Genomic DNA, 20669 nt, shown 5'->3' on the forward strand with positions numbered 1-20669 from the left:
ATCCGCCGCTTCGGCGCGGCTCGGGTCGACGGCTGGTGGCGCCGCGCGGGCGGCCACGCTAGTTCCGGGGCATGCGCGACACGCCCCGATTCATTCACCTGCGGGTTCACAGCGAGTATTCGCTGCTCGAAGGCGCCGTGCGGCTCAAGGCGTTGCCGGGCCTCGTGGCCGACATGGGGATGCCGGCCGTCGCGGTGACCGACACCAACGCCATGTTCGCCGCGCTCGAGTTCTCGGTCGGCGCGGCGGGCAAGGGGGTGCAGCCGATCATGGGCACCCAGATCGACCTTGCCCATGGCGAGGCGGCGCCCGGGGAGAAGCCGGTGCCGCCCGCGCCGATCGTCCTGCTCGCGCAGGACGAGGCGGGCTACGGCAACCTGATGAAGCTGCAATCGTGCTTCCATCTTCGGCACGACGGGCAGCAGGGCCGCGTGAGGGTCGACGAGCTCGAGCGCCACTCGGAGGGCGTCATCTGCCTCACCGGCGGCCCCGACGGCCCGGTGGGGCGGCTGTTGCGCGCGGGCCAGCGGCCGAAGGCCGAGGCGCTGGTGACCCGCCTCGCCGCCGCCTTCCCGACGCGGCTCTATGTCGAACTGCAGCGGCATCCCGGCGAGGACGGGTTACCCGAGGCCGAGCGTCTGTCGGAGCGCGGCCATGTCGAGATCGCCTATGCCCACGACCTGCCGCTGGTGGCCACCAACGACGTCTACTTCCCTGGCCCGGAGATGTACGAGGCGCACGACGCGCTGATCTGCATCAGCGAGGGCGCCTATGTCGACCAGTCGGCCCCCCGCCGGGTGCTGACGCCGCAGCACTACCTGAAGTCGCCCGAGGAGATGGCGACGCTCTTCGCCGACCTGCCCGAGGCGCTGGAGAACACCGTCGAGATCGCCCGCCGCTGCCATTACCGCGCCGAAAAGCGCGACCCGATCCTGCCGCGCTTCGCCGACGACGAGGTGGAGGAACTGCGCCGGCAGGCGAAGGAAGGGCTCGCTGCACGACTGGCCGTCATCCCCCATGCCGCGCCGGTCGACGAATACGAACACCGGCTCGACTTCGAGCTCGGCATCATCGAGGGGATGGGCTTTCCCGGCTATTTCCTGATCGTGGCGGATTTCATCAAGTGGGCCAAGGAGCGCGACATCCCCGTCGGGCCCGGCCGCGGCTCGGGCGCGGGCAGTCTGGTCGCCTATGCGCTGACGATTACCGACCTCGATCCATTGCGATACAACCTGCTCTTCGAGCGCTTCCTCAACCCAGAGCGGGTCTCGATGCCGGATTTCGACATCGACTTCTGCATGGACCGGCGGGAGGAGGTGATCGAATATGTGCAACGCAAGTACGGCCGCGAGAAGGTGGCGCAGATCATCACCTTCGGCGCGCTGCTGTCGAAAGCCGCGGTGCGCGACGTGGGCCGGGTGCTGCAACTGCCCTACGGTCAGGTCGACCGGCTGTCCAAGCTGATCCCCGTCGAGGGGGTCAAGCCCGTCTCGATCGAGAAGGCGCTGGCCGACGAGCCCCGCCTGCGCGAGGAGGCGAAGGACGAGACGGTGAACCGCCTGCTGACCTACGGGCAGAAGGTCGAGGGCCTCTTGCGCAACGCCTCGACCCATGCCGCGGGCGTCGTGATCGGCGACCGCCCGCTCGACGAGCTGGTGCCGCTCTATCAGGACCCGCGCTCGGAGATGCCCGCGACCCAGTTCAACATGAAATGGGTCGAGCAGGCGGGGCTGGTGAAGTTCGACTTCCTCGGACTGAAGACGCTGACGGTCGTGCAGAACGCGCTCGACCTGATCCGCGGGCAGGGGCGCGCGCTGCACGTCGCCGCAGACGGCACCGAGATCTACGCGCCCAATCCGGGCGCCGAGAACGACATCGGGCAGATCCCCCTCGACGACGAGGCGACCTACCGCCTCTACGCGCAGGCCCGGACGGTCGCGGTGTTCCAGGTGGAATCGACGGGCATGATGGACGCGCTCCGGCGCATGAAGCCCACCTGCATCGAGGACATCGTGGCGCTCGTGGCGCTCTACCGCCCCGGTCCGATGGAGAACATCCCCAAGTATTGCGAGGTCAAGAACGGGCTGCGCGAGCGCGAGGGCATCCACCCGCTGATCGACCACATCCTCGACGAGACGCAGGGCATCATCGTCTACCAGGAACAGGTGATGCAGATCGCGCAGGAAATGGCCGGATACAGCCTCGGCGGCGCCGACCTGCTGCGCCGCGCCATGGGCAAGAAGATCCAGGCGGCGATGGACGCCGAGCGCCCGAAGTTCCTGAAGGGCGCGCAGGAGAAGGGGGTGGACGCCGCCAAGGCGCAGGAGGTGTGGGACCTTCTCGACAAGTTCGCCAATTACGGCTTCAACAAGTCGCACGCCGCCGCCTACGCCGTGGTCAGCTACCAGACCGCGTGGCTGAAGGCGAACCACCCGGTGGAGTTCATGGCCGCGGTGATGAACTGCGACATCCACCTGACCGACAAGCTCGCCGTCTATGCCGACGAGGTGCGCCGCGGCCTCGGGATCGGGATCGTGCCGCCTTGCGTGAACCGCTCGCAGGCAGCCTTCAGCGTCGACGGCGGGCGCATCGTCTACGCGCTCGGCGCGCTCAAGAATGTCGGGCTCGACGCGATGGAGACGATCGTGGCCGCGCGCGGCGACAAACCCTTCGTGACGCTGTTCGACTTCGCCCGCCGGGTCGACCTCAAGCGCATCGGCAAGCGCCCGCTCGAGATGCTGGCACGCGCCGGGGCCTTCGACGTGCTCGACGCCAATCGCAGGCGCGCGCTCGAGAGCCTCGACGCTCTGGTGGCCTATTCGGCCGCGATCCACGAGCAGCGCGCCTCGAGCCAGGTGTCGCTTTTCGGCGAGGCGGGCGACGACCTGCCCGAGCCGCGCCTCTCGGCCGCCGACGACTGGCTGCCCACCGAGCGGCTGGCCGAAGAGCACGCCGCCATCGGCTTCTACCTCTCCGGCCACCCGCTCGACGATTACATGGGAGCGTTGAAGCGCCGTGGGATACTGACCTTCGCCCAGGTGCTGGAGCGGGCCGAGCAGGGACCGGCGGTGGTCAAGATGGCGGGTGCCGTCTCGGTCCGGCAGGAACGGAAATCGGCGCGGGGGAACCGGTTCGCCTTCGTCGGGCTGTCGGACCCGACGGGGCTCTACGAGGTGACCGTGTTCTCCGAGGCGCTGGAGGCGAGCCGCGAGCACCTGGAGCCGGGCTGCAACGTGACGATCACCGCCGAGGCGACGCTCGAGGCCGACCAGCTCAAGCTGCTCTGCCGGTCTGTCGAGCCCATCGACCGCGCGGTGGCGGGCGGCGGCGGGGCGGCCGAGGGCTTCCGCGTCTACCTCGAACGGGGCGAGGCGGTGGCCAAGGTGCGCGGCATCCTCGCGCGCGCCGCCGAACAGGCGAAGGCCGGGCCGCGTGGCCCGATCCTGCTGACGCTGATGGCGCCCGACCTGCCCGGCGAGATCGACATCGAGCTCGGCGACCGCCTGCCCGTCTCGCCGCAGCTGCGCGGGGCGCTCAAGGCGGTGGGCGGCGTCGTGACGGTCGAGGATCTCGGCGCCTGACCCGACCGGGTGCCGCAAATCCCTTGAAGAAAGGGATTTGCAAAAGCCTTGATCAAGGCTTTTGCCCGCGCCGATCCTGCGGCCGGCGACATACCCGCCCCGCGCGGCGACGCCAACGCCGGCGGGGCCGTGCCGGGCGAACGGAGCGCGTGACGGGCACCCGACGGCCGCCGGGCAGATCGGCGCCGCAGTGCAGACCAAGGCCGCGTGACCTCGCGGCGCGCTTGCGCCGGCGGCACGATCGGGCGGCCGTCCTCAGCTGCCCTCGGCCTCGGCCACGTTGACCGTGACGGCGTGAAAGCTGTCGGGCGTGACCGAGATCGAATCGATTCCCGCCTCGACAAGGAGCCGCGCGAAGCCGGGGTCGTTCGAGGGCGCCTGCCCGCAGAATCCCACCTTGCGCCCCGCCGCGTGCGCCTTGTCGATTACCGTGCGGATCATCCACAGCACCGCCGCGTCGCGCTCGGAAAAGAGCGAGGCGAGCTCGCCCGAATCGCGGTCGACCCCGAGGGTGAGCTGGGTGAGGTCGTTGGAGCCGATCGAGAAGCCGTCGAACCGCTTGGCGAACTCCTCGGCGAGGATGACGTTCGACGGGATCTCGCACATGACGTAGACCTGCAGGCCCGCCTTGCCGCGCTCGAGCCCGGCCTCCTTCATCACGTCGAGCACGCGGTCGCCCTCTTCCGGCGTGCGGCAGAACGGGATCATGACAACCACGTTGTCGAAGCCCATCTCCTCGCGCAGGTAGCGGATCGCCTCGCATTCCAGCCGGAAGCCGGGTGCGTAGTGCGGGTCGTAGTAGCGCGAGGCACCGCGCCAGCCGATCATCGGGTTCTCCTCGTGCGGCTCGAAATTATGGCCGCCGAGCAGCTCGGCATACTCGTTGGTCTTGAAGTCCGACATCCGCACGATGACAGGGTCGGGGTAGGAGACGGCCGCGATCTGCCCCAGCCCCCGCGCGAGCGTCTTGACGAAGAAGTCCGCTGGGCTGTCGAAGCCGCGGATGATGCGGTCGATCTGCTCCTGATCCTCGGCCGATACCTTCGAGGGGTCGAGCAGCGCCATCGGGTGCACCTTGATGGCGTTGTTCACCACGAATTCCATCCGAGCCAGCCCGACGCCGCGCGAGGGCAGCCGCCACCAGCGGGCGGCAGCGGTGGGGTTGGCCATGTTGAGCATGACGTTGGTGCGGGTCTCGGGCAGGTCGGCAAGGCTGACCTCCTCGACCTCGTATTCGGCGATCCCGTCGTAGACGACGCCTTCGGCGCCGCCGGCGCAACTCACCGTCACGTCCTGCCCGTCATGCAGCAGGTGGGTGGCGTCGCCGCAGCCCACGATGGCCGGCAGGCCGAGCTCGCGGCTGACGATGGCGGCGTGGCTGGTGCGGCCGCCCGAGTCGGTCACGATGGCCGCCGCGCGCTTCATGATCGGCACCCAGTCGGGATCTGTCGACCCGGTGACGAGGATGCCGCCATCCTCGAAGCGGTCCATCTCGGAGGGGTGCTCGATCAGGCAGACGCGCCCCGTCGCCACCGCGTCGCCCACGGAGAGGCCGGTGACGAGGGTCTTGCCGGCATCCTTAACGGTGTAGGATTTCAACAGGCCCTTTCCGGCGCGCGACTGCACCGTCTCGGGGCGCGCCTGCACGATGTAGAGCGGGCCGGTCTCGCCGTCGCGCGCCCATTCCATGTCCATCGGGCAGCCGTAATGGTCCTCGATGGTGGCGGCCATGCGCGCGAGCTGCAGGATCTCGTCGTCCGACAGCACGAAGCGCGCGCGCTCGGCCTTCGACGTCTTGACGTTCCGGGTGGTCTGGCCGCCATGGGTGGGGTCGCCGCCCGCGTAGATCATCTTGATCTCCTTGGCGCCCATGGCCTTCTCGATGATGGGCGACAGCCCCGGCCGGTCGAGGAACGGCTTGTAGACCTCGTACTCGTCGGGGCTGACGGCGCCCTGCACGACGTTTTCGCCGAGGCCCCACGCGGCGTTGATCAGAACCGCCTTGGGAAAGCCCGACTCGGTATCGATCGAGAACATCACGCCAGAGCCGCCGGTGTCGGAGCGCACCATCTGCTGCACGCCCACCGACAGCGCGACCTGCGCATGGTCGAAGCCCTGGTACTTGCGGTAGCTGATCGCCCGGTCGGTGAAGAGCGAGGCGAAGCAGCGCCGACAGGCATCGAGCAGGGCCGCCTCGCCCACGATGTTGAGGAACGTCTCCTGCTGGCCGGCGAACGAGGCGTCCGGCAGATCCTCTGCGGTGGCCGACGAGCGCACGGCGACCGACAGGCTGTCATGGCCGGCGCGGGCGGACAGCTCGTGGTAGGCGCGCAGGATGTCCTGGGCGATGTCGTCGGGCCAGTCGCCCTCGACGATCATGTCGCGGATCCTGGCGCCCGTCTCCTGCAAGGTCCGCTTGCCGCTGTCCCAGTCGGCGACGGCAGCGGCGATCCTGTCGTTGAGGTCGTTGGCGGCGAGGAAGGCGCGATAGGCGTCGGCGGTCGTGGCGAAGCCCGGCGGCACCCGGATGCCGGCCTCGGAGAGCTCCTGCACCATTTCACCCAGCGACGAGTTCTTGCCGCCGACGAGGGCCACGTCCCCGCGGCGCAGCTCGTCGAAGCGGATCACGTTCACACGGGTCATGCTCGCGTCGTGGGCCATGCGTTTCCTCCTGTGGTCCCATGGGCGGCAGGGGGGCCGCCCCTTGCGCAGAGAGTTCGCGCTAACGGTCCGGGCCGCCTTGATGCAGGTCAACAGCGCAAGGCCCGAGTGAGACGAGATGCCCCTGCCGCCGGCCCCCGTGCGCTGTGCTCCTGCCCGATATCGCGGCAAGGCGGCGCTCGCCCGTCCGCCCGCGCCCCGATCGGCGGGCGCCCCACCCGCCCACCCGCGCCCCCCGCCCGGGCCGCAGGCGGACGGGCGAGCCTTGTGCCTTGCCGGCTTCTTTCTGTCTCAAATACGCACGTCGCCCCGGCTGCCATCAGGTGCGCGGCGTGCCTGACGCGGCCCGGTCGAATTGCCGGTCAGGCGGTGCGGGGGGCGGGCGCGGTGCGGATCGACCAGCCGAGCAGGGCCAGAACAAGGGCGGCGCCGGCGAGGTTGGCCATCAGCAGATCGGGCCAGAGCGCGGCGAGCCCCGCGGCGCCGGCGGCGATCCGCAGGGGCCAGGAGATCGGCCCCTCCATCGCGCCCGCGAGCGCCGCCGACAGGCCGTAGATGCCCACGACGCCGAAGGCGAAGACAGTGAGCGCCGCGCCCCAGTCGCCCGAGAGGAACGGGGTATAGGCGAACAGGACGGGCACGATGTAGAGGCCCTTGGCCAGCTTCCACGAGGCGACGCCGGTCGCCATGGCCGGCGACTTGGCGATGGCGGCGGCGGTGAAGGCGGCGAGCGCCACGGGGGGCGTGACATTGGAATCCTGGCTCAGCCAGAAGATGATCATGTGTGCCGAGAGCAGCGCCACCGTGGCGGCTTCGGCCGGCACGACCATCTCGCGCAGGGGTTGCGCCACCTCGATCGGCAGCGAATGCACGAGCGCGCGCGCCTCCGGCAGCGGCATGGGCGCGGCGAGGCGCGGCACCGCCTCCGGGGCGCCCAGCATGAAGATCGCCTGCGCCTGGCTCGGCAGGTCTCCGGCGGCGATGAGCGCGATCACCTCGCGGTCGCCGATCATGCCGGCGATGGCCGGCGCCGAGAGGGTGGCGAGCACGATGTAGGCCGCCGTCACCGGCAGCCCCATCCCGAGCACCAGCGAGGCGAGCGCCACCATGGCGATGGCGATCAGCAGGTTGCCGTCGGCCCAGCGGTCGATCATCAGCGAGAAGACGTTGCCCACCCCTGCCGTCGTGATGACGTTGACCACCAGGCCCACGGCGCAAAGGAGCACCGCCGTCATCACCATCGAGCGCGCGCCGAGCGCGAGCGCCTCGAAGATGGCGCGCGGTCCCATCGGGTTGGCCGAGGCCCAGGACGCGACGATCACCGCGCCGATGCCGAAGACGGCCGCATAGTTGGGGGTGAAGCCCATGACCAGCATGGTGATCAGGAGCGAGATCGGCACGATGAAGGGGGCGCCGCCCCGCTTCAGCGCCGTCCACATGGTCTCGCCCTCGGCCTCGAGGGGCGGCAGGTTGAGCCGGCACGCCTCGATCCGCACGAAGAAGCCGACCGACAGGAAGTAGAGCAGGGCGGGCAGCGCGGCCGTGGCGACGATCGTTTCGTAGGGGATCTGGGTGAACGAGGCCATCACGAAGGCGCCCGCCCCCATGATCGGCGGCATCAGCTGCCCGCCGGTCGAGGCCGCGGCCTCGACCCCTCCGGCGAACCTGGGCTGAAAGCCTGCCTTTTTCATCAGCGGAATGGTGATGACGCCGGTCGAGGCAGTGTTGGCCACCGCCGAGCCCGAGATCGTGCCGGTCAGGCCCGAGGAGATCACCGCGACGATGCCGGGTCCGCCCCGCACCCGCCCGGCGACCGCGGTGGCGAGCGCGATCACGAAGTCGCCCGCGCCGGAGCGGACGAGGAAGGCGCCGAAGATGATGAACAGGAACACTGTCGTCGACGAGATGCGCGCGACGGTGCCGAAGATGCCCTCGTCGTTGTAGATCGACCGCCAGAGCGTCGACTCCCACGAGAAGCCGCGGAACTGGAACACGCCGTCGATCATCGACCCCCACTCGGCGATGTAGGTCAGCGCGATGACGATCAGGATCGGGATGACCGGCCCGGCCACCCGCCGGGTGAACTCGGTGGCCCCGATCACGAGCATGATCGCCGCCGCCCAGTCGAGCGCGCCGAAGGGCTGGGTCTCGCCGTAGAGGCGGGTGTCGTTGAGAACGAACCAGAAGGCCGAGAGGGCCGTGAGCGACCCGAGCGTGATGTCGAGGGCGGTGAGCGCGCCCGAACTCTTGCGCGAAGGGAGCAGCGGGTAGAGCGCCGACGCGAGCAGGACGAACCCGGCGAAGTGCAGGACGTTGCGCTGGAACTCCGAAATGACGCCCGGATAGAGCGCGAAGATCAGGTGGCTCGCCGAGAGCGCGGCGCAATAGATGGCGAGCACGCGGCCGGGCAGGCCCGTGGGCGACCGGAGCGGGCTGTCGTCGGTCTCCGACATGGTCACCTGCCTGTGGGGGCGGCGCGCCGGTCCGCGCGCCGCCCGGTGCCGCTCACTCGGCGATCAGACGGTCGGGGATGTCGATCCCCTGCTCCTCGTAGAAGCGCGCGGCGCCGGGATGCAGCGGCACGGGCAGGCCGTTGATCGCCACCTCCAGCGACATGGCGTTGGTCGCGGGGTGGATCGCCTGCAGGAAGGGCAGGTTCTCGTAGATCGTCTTGGTGATCTGGTAGACGTGTTCTTCGGGCAGGTTCTCGTGCGTGGCGAGGAAGTTGGGCTGCGCGATCGTCTCGATATCCTCTTCCTGGCCCGGGTAGGTGCCGGCCGGAATGATGTAGCGGAACCACAGGTCGCGCCCGCCGTCGGCCTGCGCGAGTTCCTCGTCGGTGAAGTCGAGGATGGTAACGCTGTCGCTGGCCGAGGCCATGAGCTGGCTGATCGCGCCGACGGGGTCGCCCGCGGGCGTCGAGATGCCCTCGACCTGGCCGTTCTGCAGCGCCTCGGCCGAGGGGCCGTAGCCGCCTTCGACCAGCTCGAAATCCTCATAGAGGTTCACGCCGAACCCGTCGAGGATCGCCGCGTTGGAGCCGATCGTGCCCGAGTTGGCGCGGCCGAGCGCGGCCGGCTCGCCGGTGATGCCGAGGAAGTCCGAGAACGTGCCGCTCTCGACGTGCTCGTTGTCGATCACCCAGTGCTCCACGTTGGGCCAGAGCAGCGAGACCGAGCGCAGGTGCTCCTGGGGGCCGTCTCCCTCGATGGGGCCCGAGCCGGTGGCGGCGTAGAAGCCGAACAGGCCCTGAAGGATGCCGAACTGCGCCTCGCCCTCGCGCAGAAGGCGCACGTTCTCGCCCGAGCCGGCCGACGAGACGGCCGACATGCCGATCCCGGTCGAGGGCTCCAGCCGGACCTTGGTCAGCGTGGCGACCGCGACGCCCACGGGGTAATAGGTGCCGCCCGTCGAGGCAGTGGCGAGGATGTAGCTGGCGCCGTCCTGAGCGCTGGCCTGCATCGGCAGGGCAAGGCTCGCGGCGACGAGGCCCGTGATCGCGAGATGCTTCATGGTCTTCTCCCTGTTTGTGCCGCCTCCCGGGCGGCTTGGCGCGGCGGGGCGGGCGCCCCTGGCACGGCCGCCATAGAAACCGCGCAGCGCCCGCGGAGGCAAGGATTTCCTGAAGGAAAGGGCGCTTGCCCGGTCCCGCGCGGCCCGGATGGCGCTCGGCACGGAGGCGCGGCGGCACGGAGGTGCGGCGGCGCGGAGGCAGGCGGCGCAGAGGCATGACGGCAGCCGCGTCCCGTCCGGGGAGGGGTGCGAGCGGGTCGGCGCAAGGTCGGGCCGGGCGAGGCCCTTGCCAGTGGCGCCCGCCCGTGACACCTCCCACCCCGCCCGTTGCGGGCCGAGCGGAGGAGACGCATGGCGACATGGACGGCGCTGACCACGCTGCCGGGGCGGGAGCCCGCGGAAGCCCTCGGCACGGCGATGGAGGACATGACGCCCGCTCCCACGGGGATCGGCGTGTTCGAGATGGAGGACGGCTCGGGCCTGTGGGAGGTCGGCGGGTATTTCGACGGCCGGCCCGACGCGGCGGCGCTGGCGCTGCTGGCGGCCGCCTTCGGTGCCCGGCCCTTCGCCGTGTCGGAGCTGCCCGAGACCGACTGGGTCGCCAAGGTGCGGCGCGAACTCGCCCCGGTGCAGGCCGGCCGGTTCTACCTCTACGGCTCGCACGATGCCGACACGGTGCCCGAGGGCGTCGAGCCGCTGCTCGTCGAGGCGGCGATGGCCTTCGGCACGGGGCACCATGGCACGACGCTGGGCTGCCTGCGCGCCTTCGACCGGCTGGTGGCGCGGGGCGAGCCGCCGGGGCCCGTGGCCGATCTCGGCTGCGGCACGGCCGTTCTGGCGATGGCGGCGGCGCGGGTCTGGCCCGGCGTGCCTGTCTTCGCGTCCGACATCGACCCGGTGGCGGTCGAGGTGGCCGAGGCGAATGTGGCGGCGAACGGGCTGGCGGACCATGTGCGCGTGCTCGAGGCGGCGGGCCTCGGCCACCCGGAGCTGCAATCGGCGCCCCCGTTCCGCCTCGTCTTCGCCAACATTCTCAAGGGGCCGCTGATCGAGCTCGCCCCCGCAGCGAGCGCCGCAATCGCCCCCGGCGGCTGGGCGATCCTGTCGGGCCTGCTGGCCGAACAGAGCGACGAGGTGGCACAGGCCTGGGAGGCCACGGGCCTCATTGTCGACCGGGCCGACGAAATCGCCGGCTGGATGACCCTTTGTCTCCGGAAAACTTGAGTCTTTCCGGGGGCTTCCGCCACATTTCCGCCCCAACTTCGACGTAGGGTCATGGCAGTGTGTTCCCCCAGCGATGGAGTGGCCTGCCGTGAGCGAGCGACAGTACAAGCAGTTCGACAAGCGCCTGAAGCGCATCCAGCGGATTCACCGCAAGGGCGGCGGGTTCGAAGCGGCGGGCACGCTGGGGCAGAGCTACTACACCCGTCAGGCGCGACGCGGGCAGCGCGCGGTGCTGCGCCCCGCGCTGGCGATCGTCGCGGCCGTCGTGATGTTCAAGGCGCTCGCCGCGGCGTCGATGCCCGAGGGCGACTACGCGGGCCGGGTGGCCGCGCTCTCCGAGGCCGGCGTGGCCGGCCAGGCGGCGGCCTTCGTCATGGCGCCCGACCCGATCAGCCGCACGATGGCGGGCTGGATCGCGCCGCTGTTCGCCCAGCAGGGCTGAGGCCCGCTCAGCCGCCCACCATCGCGCGGATCACGTTGCCGTAGAGCGCGACGGGGACCAGCGCGGCGAGCCCCATCATCGCCGTCGCGCCCACCGCGAAGAGACCGTCGCGCGTGAGCAGCGCGGTGGCGAAGAGCGCCACCGCCACGCCCAGGATCGACGATGAGAACGGCACGAGCTCCAGAAACGGCATCGCCGCCCCCGAGGCCGCGCAGGCGGCCTTGGACAGAGCGTCGAACGGCGGGCTGACGATAAGCCGCATCCGGTTGCGCGCCGTGCGGTCGAGCCAGCCGGCGAAGCGCCGCAGGCGCGGTATCGTGGCCCGCAGCCGCGCCCCCGACAGCCGGCGCCGCCGGATCATGGCGGGGAGCCAGATCCGCGGCCGGCCCGCCAGCATCTGCAGCGAGACGAGCGCGATGATCGTGCCCATCGCCGTGGGCAGGAGCGGGATGCCCGAGAGCGGCGAGACGACGATCAGCGCCAGCACGATCAGAACAGGCAGGAACGCCGTCTCGCCGAACGCCTCGAGGACGTGCTCGAGCAGGAGCGGCTCGCGCCCCTCGAGCGTGTCGAGCCGCCGCACGGCCTCGGCCACCGGCCCCGGCGCAGCCGTGCCGGGCGCCGCCAGCGGCCCGTTCTGCGGAGCCCCCTCCATCCCGACGTGTCCTCCCGCGCCAGAGATGGCGCAGGGCGCGAAGCGGTGCAAGCGGGCAGCTCAGCCGCGCGCCTCGCGCAGTGCCGCCGCGCCGCGCGAGACGGCGAAGACGGCCGCCGCGGCGCAGACCATCGAGGGGCCGGCCGGCGTATCGAACATCAGCGAGGCCTGCAGCCCCGCCAGCGCCGAGGCGCAGCCTATGACGATGGCCAGCCCGGCCATGCCCTCGGGCGTGCGCGCGACCGCGCGCGCCGCGGCGGCCGGGATCACCAGCAGCGCGGCGATCAGCAGGACGCCCACCGCCTTGATCGCGACCGCGATGGCGACGGCGAGCGTGACGGTCAGGATCGTCCGGTCACGTTCTGGCGAAAGGCCCGAGGCGATGGCGAGATCCTCGGCCACCGTCGCGGTCAGCAGGGCCGACCAGCGCCACGCGATCAGCGCGAGCACTCCCGCCGCGCCACCCCAGATCACCGCGAGATCGGTGCGCGACACCGCGAGGATGTCGCCGAAGAGGTAGCCCGACAGGTCCACCGGCACGCCGGAAAGGAACGAGACCGCCACGAGGCCGGCGGCGAGGCTCGCGTGGCTGAGAACCCCCAGCGCCGTGTCGCCCGACAGGCGCGGCCCCGCCATCCGGTCGACCGTCAGGCCGACGATCAGGGCGAGCGCGGCCGCCCCTGCGAAGATCGAGATGTCGAGCGCCAGGGCCAGCGCCACGCCAAGCAGGGTGGCGTGGGCCGTCGCGTCGCCGAAGAAGGCCATGCGGCGCCATACGACGAAGCAGCCCAGCGGCGCCGCCGCGAGGGCAGTGCCGACCCCGGCGAGGGCCGCGCGCACGAGGAAGTCGTCGAGCATGGGCGTCAGTCCTGGCCGCGCGTGGGCGACGCCGGGTCGTCTGGATGCCTCCGGGCGGCCACGTCCCACGGATCGTGGTCGGGATCGCGGCTCTGCGGATGGTCGTGGTCGTGGCTGTGATCGTGCTCGTGGCGGTAGAGCGCGAGCGCCCCGCCCGTGCCGGTGCCGAAGAGCGCGCGGTACTCGGGGGCCGAGGCGACGTGCGCCGGCGCCCCTTCGCAGCAGACATGGCCGTTGAGGCAGATCACGCGGTCGGACGCGCTCATCACCACGTGGAGTTCGTGGCTGACCATGACGACGGCGCAGCCCGTCTCTTCGCGCACCGCGGCGATGCGGCGGTAGAAGGCGGCCGAGCCCGGCTGGTCGAGGCCCTGGGTCGGCTCGTCGAGCAGCAAGAGGTCGGGCCGGTCGAGCAGCGCCCGCGCCAGCAGCACCCGCTGGAACTGTCCGCCCGACAGCTCGGTCATCTGGCGCGCGTGCAGGTCGGGCAGGCCGGCCGCGGCCAGCGCCTCGGCCGTCTCGGCGGCCGAGCGGCGGCGGGGCAGCGACAGGAAGCGCGACACCGTCAGCGGCAGCGTCGCGTCGATCCGCAGCATCTGCGGCACGTAGCCCACCCGCAGCCCCGCCCGGCGCACCACGCGGCCCTTGGCCGGTGCCACGGCGCCGATCAGCGCGCGCAGCAGCGTCGACTTGCCCGATCCGTTCGGCCCCACGACGGTGACGATCTCGCCCGGGCTCACGCTGAAGTCGATGCCGCGCAGCACCGTCCGCCCGGCGAGCGCGACCGACAGGCCCTGCGCCGCCACGAGCGGGCGCGACGCCGCGTCGTCGCCGGGCGCCCCTGGTGCGCCGTGCGCCCCCAGCGGGTGCCGCGCCACGTCGCCATGCGCCAGGGGGGCGGTGCGATGCGCGGTCATATCGCGCCCGGCTCCCCCTTGCCCGGGGTGGACTGCCCCGACAGGCCGCCGTCGGACAGGCAGGTGGGGCAAAGGCCCTTGGCCTCGACCACGGTCTCCTCGATGCCGAAGCCCGTCTCCTCTGCCGCGCGTGCCAGGAGGCTGCCATACAAGTCGCCGCGCGTCTCGGCCACCGCCCCGCAGGACCGGCAATGCAGGAAGGCGGGCAGGTGGCGCTCGCCCGGATGAACGCAGGCGACGAAGGCGTTGCGCCCCTCGATCCTGTGCGCGAACCCGTTGCTGACCAGAAAATCGAGCGCCCGGTAGGCGGCCGGAGGCTGCGACCCGAGCCCTTCCTTCTGCATGCGGTCGAGCACCTCGTAGGCGCCCATCGCGCGATGTTGCTCGAGCAGGATCTCGAGCACCCGGCGACGCGCCGGCGTCAGGCGCAGCCCGCTCTGCGCGCAGTGCCGCTCGGCCGCGGCGAGGGCCGTGGCAATGCAGCGGGCGTGGTCGTGCCGGTCGAAGCCCACGGCGCCGCCGCCATTCGACGTGTGCGTGCCTGCCGAATCCGGGTCCGGGGCGGTCCTGTCAGCCGAGGCGGAGTCCGAGGGGTCGCTGGAAGGCGAGTCGCTCATTCGTCATCCTTGCAAAGTCGCTTGTTACTCAGTAACACTTTTTGCGCGTGAACAGAAGCGGAGGGGTCCAATGCCGCATCCATCGACGAGATTAAATAAGATTTTCAGCGGTCATGCCAGTGCCGGATGGCCGTTCCGGGGCCTGCGGGGGGCGCTGGCGGTGTCTGTCGCCGCGATCGGCGCAGCGGGCGTCGCGCGGGCCGAGGTGCCGCACGTGGCCGTCGACATCGCGCCGGTCCATTCGCTGGTGGCGCAGGTGATGGGCGATCTGGGCACTCCGGAGCTCGTCCTGCCGCCCGGCGCGTCGCCCCACGGCTACGCCTTGCGCCCCTCCGAGGCGCGCGCCCTGCAGGAGGCCGATCTGGTCGTGTGGGTCGGGCCGGGGCTGACCCCGTGGCTCTCCTCTGCGCTGGGCGCGCTCGCGGGCGATGCCGCCGTGCTCGAGGCGATGGAAGCCGAGGGCGTGACCCTTCTCGACATGCGGGAGAGCGCGGTCTTTCCGGGCCACGACCACGATCATGGCGACACCCATGCCGAGGCGCACGATCACGACCATGACCATGACCATGACCATGAGCACGATCACGCCGAGGCGGATGCGCACGATCATGACCACGATCATGAGCATGATCACGCCGAGGCCGAGGCGCATGACCACGGCCATGCCGAGGAGCATGCGCACGACCACGACCACGGCCAGCATGACCCCCATGTCTGGCTGCACCCGGACAACGCGACGGCGATCGTCCGTGCCGTGGCCGACGCCCTGTCGGAGATCGACCCCGACAATGCCGCCGTCTACGCGGCCAATGCCGGGGCGGCCGCGGAGCGGATCGGCGCGCTCGAGGCCGAGCTCTCGACCAGGCTCGCGCCGGTGCAGGGCCTGCCCTTCGTCGTCTTCCACGACGGGTACCAGTATTTCGAGGCCGCCTTCGGGCTCGAGGCGGCGGGCGCCATCTCGATGAGCGATGCGCGGATGCCGTCGGCGGCGCGGCTGGCGCAGGTGCGCGACCGGATCGAAGAGCTCGGCGCGGCCTGCGTGGCGGCCGAGCCCCAGTTCGACCCCGGCCTCGTCGCGGCGGTGGCCGAGGGCGTCGACGTGCGCACCGCCGTGCTCGACCCGCTCGGCATGGCGCTCGAGCCGGGCGCGGAGCTCTACGGCGCGATGATGCGCGACCTCGCCTCGGCGCTCGTCGGCTGCGGCGCCGACAGCTGAGGGGGCGGGGCGGCGGCCTGCTCGCCGCCCCCAGCCGCCGCCCTAGCCGCCGCCCTCGGCCCGCGCGTCGAGATAGGCGCGCACCGCGGTCTGGACATGGCGGAAGCGGTCGCCGCCCAGCGGCGTGCCGCCGAACCAGCGGGTGACGACCACGATGTGGTCTCTCACCCCGTCGCGCTCCAGCATCCGCAGGATGGTCATGCCCGCGCCGGCCTCGCCGTCGTCGTTCTTGATCGGGCCGTCCTCGGTCAGCACCGCCCACGAATTGTGCGTCGCACGGGCGAACTTCTTTCTCCGCTTCAGCGCCTTGACGAAATCCCGCGCTTCCTCGGACGATCGGCAGGGGCCGCCCGCGACGGCGTATCTCGACCCGCGGTCGGAGAGGATGCCCTCGAGCACACGCATGTCTGCCGCTTACGCGGCGGCGGGGGCGGGAGCAACCCGCGCTCCCCTCTCGCCGCCAGGGCAGCGGGCGGCTAGGCTCGCGCGGGGACGGCAGAGAGGGGCAGGGCGCCATGACCGAAGACGACCGAACGCGCAGACTCGCGGAAGAGCAGCCTCCGTTCGCGCGGCTGATGGGCCTGCGCCTCGTCTCGGCCACGCCCGACCGGCTGGTGGCCGAGATCGAGGTCGTGGCGGATCTCACCAACCGCAACGGCACGCTGCATGGCGGGGCGGTCATGGCGATCGCCGACAACCTCGGCGGCACGGCGACGGTGCTCAACATCGCCGACGACGAGCGGACGGTGACCATCGAGAGCAAGACGAACTTCATTCGCACCGTGCCGGTGGGCGACACGGTGCGGGCCGTGACCGAGCCGCTGCACAAGGGCCGCACGACGATGGTCTGGCAGACGCGCATCGCCCGCGGCGACGGCACCCTCGCCGCCATCGTCACCCAGACCCAGATGGTCCTGCGCCCCGGCGGCTGACGCCTCCGGCATATGCGCCCAGCGGCCATCGCCGACTTCGGACAGGCGGCCAGGCCGGGGACCGGGCGGCGCGCGCAGGCGAGGGATGCAGGGGCGGGCGGGCCGATGGCGAAGCCGAGGTCCGCGCGGGCCTGCTCGGTCCCTGTCGGCGGTCCCCGTCGGTGGGGACCGTCCGGGGCGTCACGTCGGAGGGCGCCGCCCGAGCCGGTGCTCGACGGGTGTCGCCGGGTTCAGCCGGCGCGCAGGCGCCGCGCCGCGTCGGGGGCGAAATAGGTGAGGATGCCGTCGCAGCCTGAGCGCTTGAAGGCCATCAGGCTTTCCATCATCACCGCCGCGCCGTCGACCCAGCCGTTCGCGGCGGCGGCCTTGAGCATCGCGTACTCGCCCGACACCTGGTAGGCGTAGGTCGGCGCGCCGAAGGCGTCCTTCACCCGCCGGCAGATGTCGAGATAGGCCAGCCCCGGCTTGATCATCACCATGTCGGCGCCTTCGGCCAGGTCGCGCTCGATCAGCCGGATCGCCTCGTCGCTGTTGGCCGGGTCCATCTGGTAGGTCTTCTTGTCGCCTTTCAGCGCGCCCGATGCCCCCACCGCGTCGCGGAACGGCCCGTAGAAGGCCGAGGCGTATTTCGCCGCGTAGGAGAGGATGGCGACATCCGTGTGCCCCGCCGCCTCGAGCGCGCGGCGCATCGCGCCGATGCGGCCGTCCATCATGTCGGACGGGCCGAGGATGTCGGCCCCCGCCTCGGCCTGCGCCAGCGCCATCTTCACCAGCGCGTCGACCGTCTCGTCGTTGACGATCACCCCGTCCCGCACGATCCCGTCGTGGCCGAGCGCATTGTAGGGGTCGAGCGCGATGTCGGTCATGACCGCCACCTCCGGAACCGCGGCCTTGACCGCGCGGATCGCCCGGTTGGCGAGGTTGTCGGGGTTCCACGCCTCCTCGCAGCCTTCCGTCTTGAGCGCGGGATCGGTGTAGGGAAACAGGCAGATCGCCGGGATGCCGAGGTCGCGCGCCTCTTCGGCCGCCTCCACGATGCCATCGACCGAGCGGCGCACGACGCCGGGCATCGAGGGCACCTCCTCGCGCACGCGCGTGCCGTCGCGCACGAAGAGCGGCCAGATCAGGTCGCCGGGCGTCAGGTGGGTCTCGCGCACCAGCGCTCGGAGCGGTTCGGTGCGGCGCAGCCGGCGCGGCCTGCCGGCGGGGTAGGGGGCTTGGGTAGGGCGCATCGCGTCGTCTTCTTCCGGCCTCGGGAGCGCCGCGACGTTGCATGGATCGGGGGCCATCTCAAGGGTTACAATCCGCGCACGGCGCCAGTAGTGTCCAGCCGCCGGAGCGACCCATGGCCGACCGCGGCCGCCAGGCACCAACCCGGCACGACGCTGGCACGGGGGCGACACGGCACGGCAGGCGCCCGGCACGCGGCGCGTTGACCGCCAGGGAAAGACCGGTAACGACCGGCGCACGAGGGAGAGCAGCCGCCCGTGCAGGAACTGTACCGCACCGTCACCGAGGTGATCGACCTCCGGTCGTTCTCGAACCTGTGGTTCTGGATCGCGCTTGCCGTCGTCTGGTCGACCGCCTCGCACTACGTGCTTGGCGTCCCTTACGACATGATAACCCGCGCCCGGCGCGACGGCGGCGAGGCCGAGGAGGACCTGCGCGACATGGTGCGGGTCAACGTCAACCGCCTGCTGCACATCGCCGAGTCGGCCGGTCTGTGGCTTCTCGCCCTGGCCTGTTTCGCCCTGACGACGCTGGCCATCGTGGGCTTCGTCTATGGCATCGAGTTCGCCCAGGCGCTGTTCCTGCTCGGCTTTCCCCTCTCCATCGTCTTCGCGCTGTCGCTGCGCACGGCGCGCCGCATCCGCGCGGCCGACGGCGAGGGGCTGCACCGCGTTCTCGTGCGCCATCGGCTCTCGGTTCAGGCCGTCGGCGTTGTCTCGATCTTCGTGACCGCGATGTGGGGAATGTGGCAGAACATGGTGATCGGCCCGATCTGAGCCTGCCCGGTTTGGCGGCACGCGTGCCGCGCCCCGTGTCGCATCGGCCTGCCGCCATTCGCTCCGCTGCCCTCGGGACTCCCATCGCCGCACCGATGCCCTACCCTTGCGACAGCGTTGAACGGCACAGGGAGAAAGGGATGGGTGTCAGGGGCGATGGACCAGCGGTGAGGCTGGCGCTCGCGATCGCGGCGGCGGTGGGGCTCGCGAGCGGCGCGGCGGCGCAGGAGACGATCGAGAGCCACGGCTTCTCGCCCTTCGGCGAGCTCAAGTATCCACCCGGCTTCCCGCATTTCGACTATGTCGATCCAGACGCGCCGAAAGGGGGCGAGATCAGCTTTCGCGGCACCGGTGCCAGCCGCACCTTCGACAGCCTCAATGCCTTCGTGCTGGCCGGCGAGCCCGCTCAGGGCCTTACCCGTCTCTACGACACGCTGCTCGCCCGCGCCTATGACGAGCCCGACGCCGCCTACGGCCTGCTGGCCGAGCGCATCGCGTATCCCGCAGACCGCTCCTTCGTGATCTTTCACCTCCGCCCCGAGGCGCGCTTTTCCGACGGCGAGCCCGTTACGGCGGAAGACGTGGCCTTCACCCTCGCGACGCTGGCCGAGGACGGGCTGCCCGCCTACCGCCTCCTGCTCGACGACGTTTCGGGCACCGAGATCCTTGGCGAGCACGCCATCCGGGTCGACTTCCGCGATGGCGCGATGACGCGCGACCTGCCGGGCGAGGTCGGGCAGATCCCGATCCTGCCCGCGCATTACTACGAGTCGGTCGATTTCACCCGCTCGACCATGGAGCCGCCCGTGGGGTCCGGCCCCTTCGCAGTTGCCGACGCCGATCCCGGTCGGTCGATCACCTATTGCCTGCGCGACGATTACTGGGGTGCCGACCTGCCCGTGAACGTGGGCAAGGACAATTTCCAGTGCGTCGTCTACGAATACTTCGCCGACAACGTCGCCGCCTTCGAGGCGCTGAAATCGGGACAATACCTGTTCCACGAGGAATTCACCTCGGCCCAGTGGGCGACGGGCTACGACTTCCCCGCGCTCGATGCGGGCTGGGTCGTGCAGGAGGTGATCCCCGACAACCGCCCCTCGGGCACGCAGGGCTTCTGGATCAACACCCGCAAGGAGAAGTTCCAGGATGTGCGCGTGCGGCAGGCGCTGGGGCGCATGTTCAACTTCGAATGGTCGAACGAGCAGCTCTTCTACGGGCTCTACGAGCGCACCGACAGCTTCTTCGAGAACTCCGACATGGAGGCGCGGGGCCTGCCAGAAGGGGCCGAACTCGCCCTGCTGGAGGAGTTCCGCGACCAGTTGCCGGAAGAGATCTTCACCCAGCCCGCCTTCGTGCCGTCGGTGAGCGCGCCACGTCTCGGCGATCGCAACGCGGTGCGCGAGGCCTCGGCCCTGCTGGACGAGGCCGGCTGGTCGCCGGGCGACGACGGGATGCGCCGCAACGCGGACGGCGAGGTGCTGAGCGTCGAGTTCATCTCAGACAGCCCTGCCTTCGGGCGGATCGTGCTTCCCTACGTCGAGAACCTGCGCCGCATCGGGGTGGATGCCGAATGGGTGCAGATCGACAGCGCCCAGATGCAGCAGCGGCAGGAGACCTTCGACTACGACATGACGGTGGCGCGGCTGGTGGTGGGCAACACGCCCTCGGTCGAGCTGCGCAACATCTACGGCTCGGCCAGCGCCGACCAGCCCGGCTCGTTCAACCTGTCGGGCGTGTCCGATCCGGTGGTCGACGCGCTGATCGACCGCGTCGTTGGCGCCGGCAGCCGCGACGAGATGCTGGCCGCCGCCCGCGCGCTCGACCGGGTGCTGCGCTCGCAGCACATCTGGGTCTCGAACTGGTCGAAGGCCGCGCACTGGCTCGCCTACTGGGACGTGTTCGGCCGCCCCGAGCTCAAGCCCGACTACATCCGCGGCGAGGATTACTGGTGGTTCGAGCCCGCGAAGATGGAGGCGCTGCGCGCGGAGGGCGCCCTGCGCTGAAGCGCCATCGGCCCGGACGGCGCCCGCCCCCGGTGACGCCGGGC

General features: G+C 71.0%; 16 protein-coding genes. 7 read left to right on the forward strand and 9 right to left on the reverse strand.

From position 1 onward, the window contains the following. Window positions 1-71 precede the first annotated feature (71 nt). Entirely contained in the window at window positions 72-3581 is a 3510-nt protein-coding gene (gene dnaE / locus DLJ49_RS08400; protein ID WP_115393087.1) for a DNA polymerase III subunit alpha, read from the forward strand. A 255-nt stretch (window positions 3582-3836) separates the two neighbouring features. Here dnaE and ppsA read toward each other — a convergent pair whose 3' ends face one another. The 3 genes from ppsA to DLJ49_RS08415 all read right to left on the reverse strand — a co-directional run bounded on the left by ppsA (window position 3837) and on the right by DLJ49_RS08415 (window position 9755). Then, window positions 3837-6242 carry a phosphoenolpyruvate synthase gene (gene ppsA / locus DLJ49_RS08405; RefSeq protein WP_115393088.1) on the reverse strand — a complete coding sequence of 802 codons (2406 nt, stop codon included), beginning with the start codon at window positions 6240-6242 and terminating at the stop codon, window positions 3837-3839. A 362-nt stretch (window positions 6243-6604) separates the two neighbouring features. Further along, window positions 6605-8695, reverse strand: a complete 2091-nt coding sequence (locus DLJ49_RS08410; protein WP_115393089.1) for a TRAP transporter permease — start codon at window positions 8693-8695, stop codon at window positions 6605-6607. A gap of 52 nt (window positions 8696-8747) precedes the next feature. After that, entirely contained in the window at window positions 8748-9755 is a 1008-nt protein-coding gene (locus DLJ49_RS08415) for a TAXI family TRAP transporter solute-binding subunit (RefSeq protein WP_115393090.1), read from the reverse strand. A 351-nt stretch (window positions 9756-10106) separates the two neighbouring features. Here DLJ49_RS08415 and DLJ49_RS08420 point away from each other — a divergent pair, with 351 nt between their 5' ends. Then, entirely contained in the window at window positions 10107-10979 is an 873-nt protein-coding gene (locus DLJ49_RS08420) for a 50S ribosomal protein L11 methyltransferase (RefSeq protein ID WP_115393091.1), read from the forward strand. A gap of 88 nt (window positions 10980-11067) precedes the next feature. After that, entirely contained in the window at window positions 11068-11421 is a 354-nt protein-coding gene (locus DLJ49_RS08425; RefSeq protein ID WP_147277287.1) for a hypothetical protein, read from the forward strand. 7 nt (window positions 11422-11428) lie between these two features. Here DLJ49_RS08425 and DLJ49_RS08430 read toward each other — a convergent pair whose 3' ends face one another. From DLJ49_RS08430 to DLJ49_RS08445, 4 genes are read right to left on the reverse strand one after another with little or no spacing between them, the layout of a single operon-like run. Then, window positions 11429-12076: an exopolysaccharide biosynthesis protein gene (locus DLJ49_RS08430; protein ID WP_115393093.1), complete on the reverse strand. Its 648-nt coding sequence runs from the start codon at window positions 12074-12076 to the stop codon at window positions 11429-11431. A 60-nt stretch (window positions 12077-12136) separates the two neighbouring features. Further along, window positions 12137-12934 carry a metal ABC transporter permease gene (locus DLJ49_RS08435; RefSeq protein ID WP_115393094.1) on the reverse strand — a complete coding sequence of 266 codons (798 nt, stop codon included), beginning with the start codon at window positions 12932-12934 and terminating at the stop codon, window positions 12137-12139. A 5-nt stretch (window positions 12935-12939) separates the two neighbouring features. After that, window positions 12940-13851, reverse strand: coding sequence for an ATP-binding cassette domain-containing protein (locus DLJ49_RS08440; protein ID WP_115393095.1), 912 nt, complete (start codon window positions 13849-13851; stop codon window positions 12940-12942). Next, entirely contained in the window at window positions 13848-14468 is a 621-nt protein-coding gene (locus DLJ49_RS08445; protein ID WP_115393096.1) for a Fur family transcriptional regulator, read from the reverse strand. Before DLJ49_RS08445 ends, DLJ49_RS08440 begins: the two co-directional genes overlap by 4 nt. Before the next feature lie 160 nt (window positions 14469-14628). On the opposite strand from DLJ49_RS08445, the gene DLJ49_RS08450 reads away from it, so the two are divergent. Continuing rightward, window positions 14629-15684: a zinc ABC transporter substrate-binding protein gene (locus DLJ49_RS08450; RefSeq protein WP_233488868.1), complete on the forward strand. Its 1056-nt coding sequence runs from the start codon at window positions 14629-14631 to the stop codon at window positions 15682-15684. A 42-nt stretch (window positions 15685-15726) separates the two neighbouring features. Here the strand turns inward: DLJ49_RS08450 and DLJ49_RS08455 are convergent, their stop codons facing one another. Further along, a complete protein-coding gene (locus DLJ49_RS08455; protein WP_115393098.1) occupies window positions 15727-16089 on the reverse strand; it encodes a YigZ family protein in 363 nt (120 codons plus the stop codon). A gap of 110 nt (window positions 16090-16199) precedes the next feature. On the opposite strand from DLJ49_RS08455, the gene DLJ49_RS08460 reads away from it, so the two are divergent. Beyond that, window positions 16200-16616, forward strand: coding sequence for a PaaI family thioesterase (locus DLJ49_RS08460; protein WP_115393099.1), 417 nt, complete (start codon window positions 16200-16202; stop codon window positions 16614-16616). A 230-nt stretch (window positions 16617-16846) separates the two neighbouring features. Here the strand turns inward: DLJ49_RS08460 and hemB are convergent, their stop codons facing one another. Then, entirely contained in the window at window positions 16847-17848 is a 1002-nt protein-coding gene (gene hemB, locus DLJ49_RS08465; protein WP_115393100.1) for a porphobilinogen synthase, read from the reverse strand. 255 nt (window positions 17849-18103) lie between these two features. Between hemB and DLJ49_RS08470 the strand changes: the two genes are divergently transcribed. Beyond that, window positions 18104-18622, forward strand: a complete 519-nt coding sequence (locus tag DLJ49_RS08470; protein ID WP_115393101.1) for a component of SufBCD complex — start codon at window positions 18104-18106, stop codon at window positions 18620-18622. A 167-nt stretch (window positions 18623-18789) separates the two neighbouring features. Continuing rightward, entirely contained in the window at window positions 18790-20625 is a 1836-nt protein-coding gene (locus DLJ49_RS08475; RefSeq protein ID WP_233488870.1) for an extracellular solute-binding protein, read from the forward strand. Window positions 20626-20669 lie beyond the last annotated feature (44 nt).

Origin of the sequence: Rhodovulum sp. 12E13 (assembly GCF_003340565.1) — a bacterium.
Taxonomy (GTDB): domain Bacteria; phylum Pseudomonadota; class Alphaproteobacteria; order Rhodobacterales; family Rhodobacteraceae; genus HLUCCA09.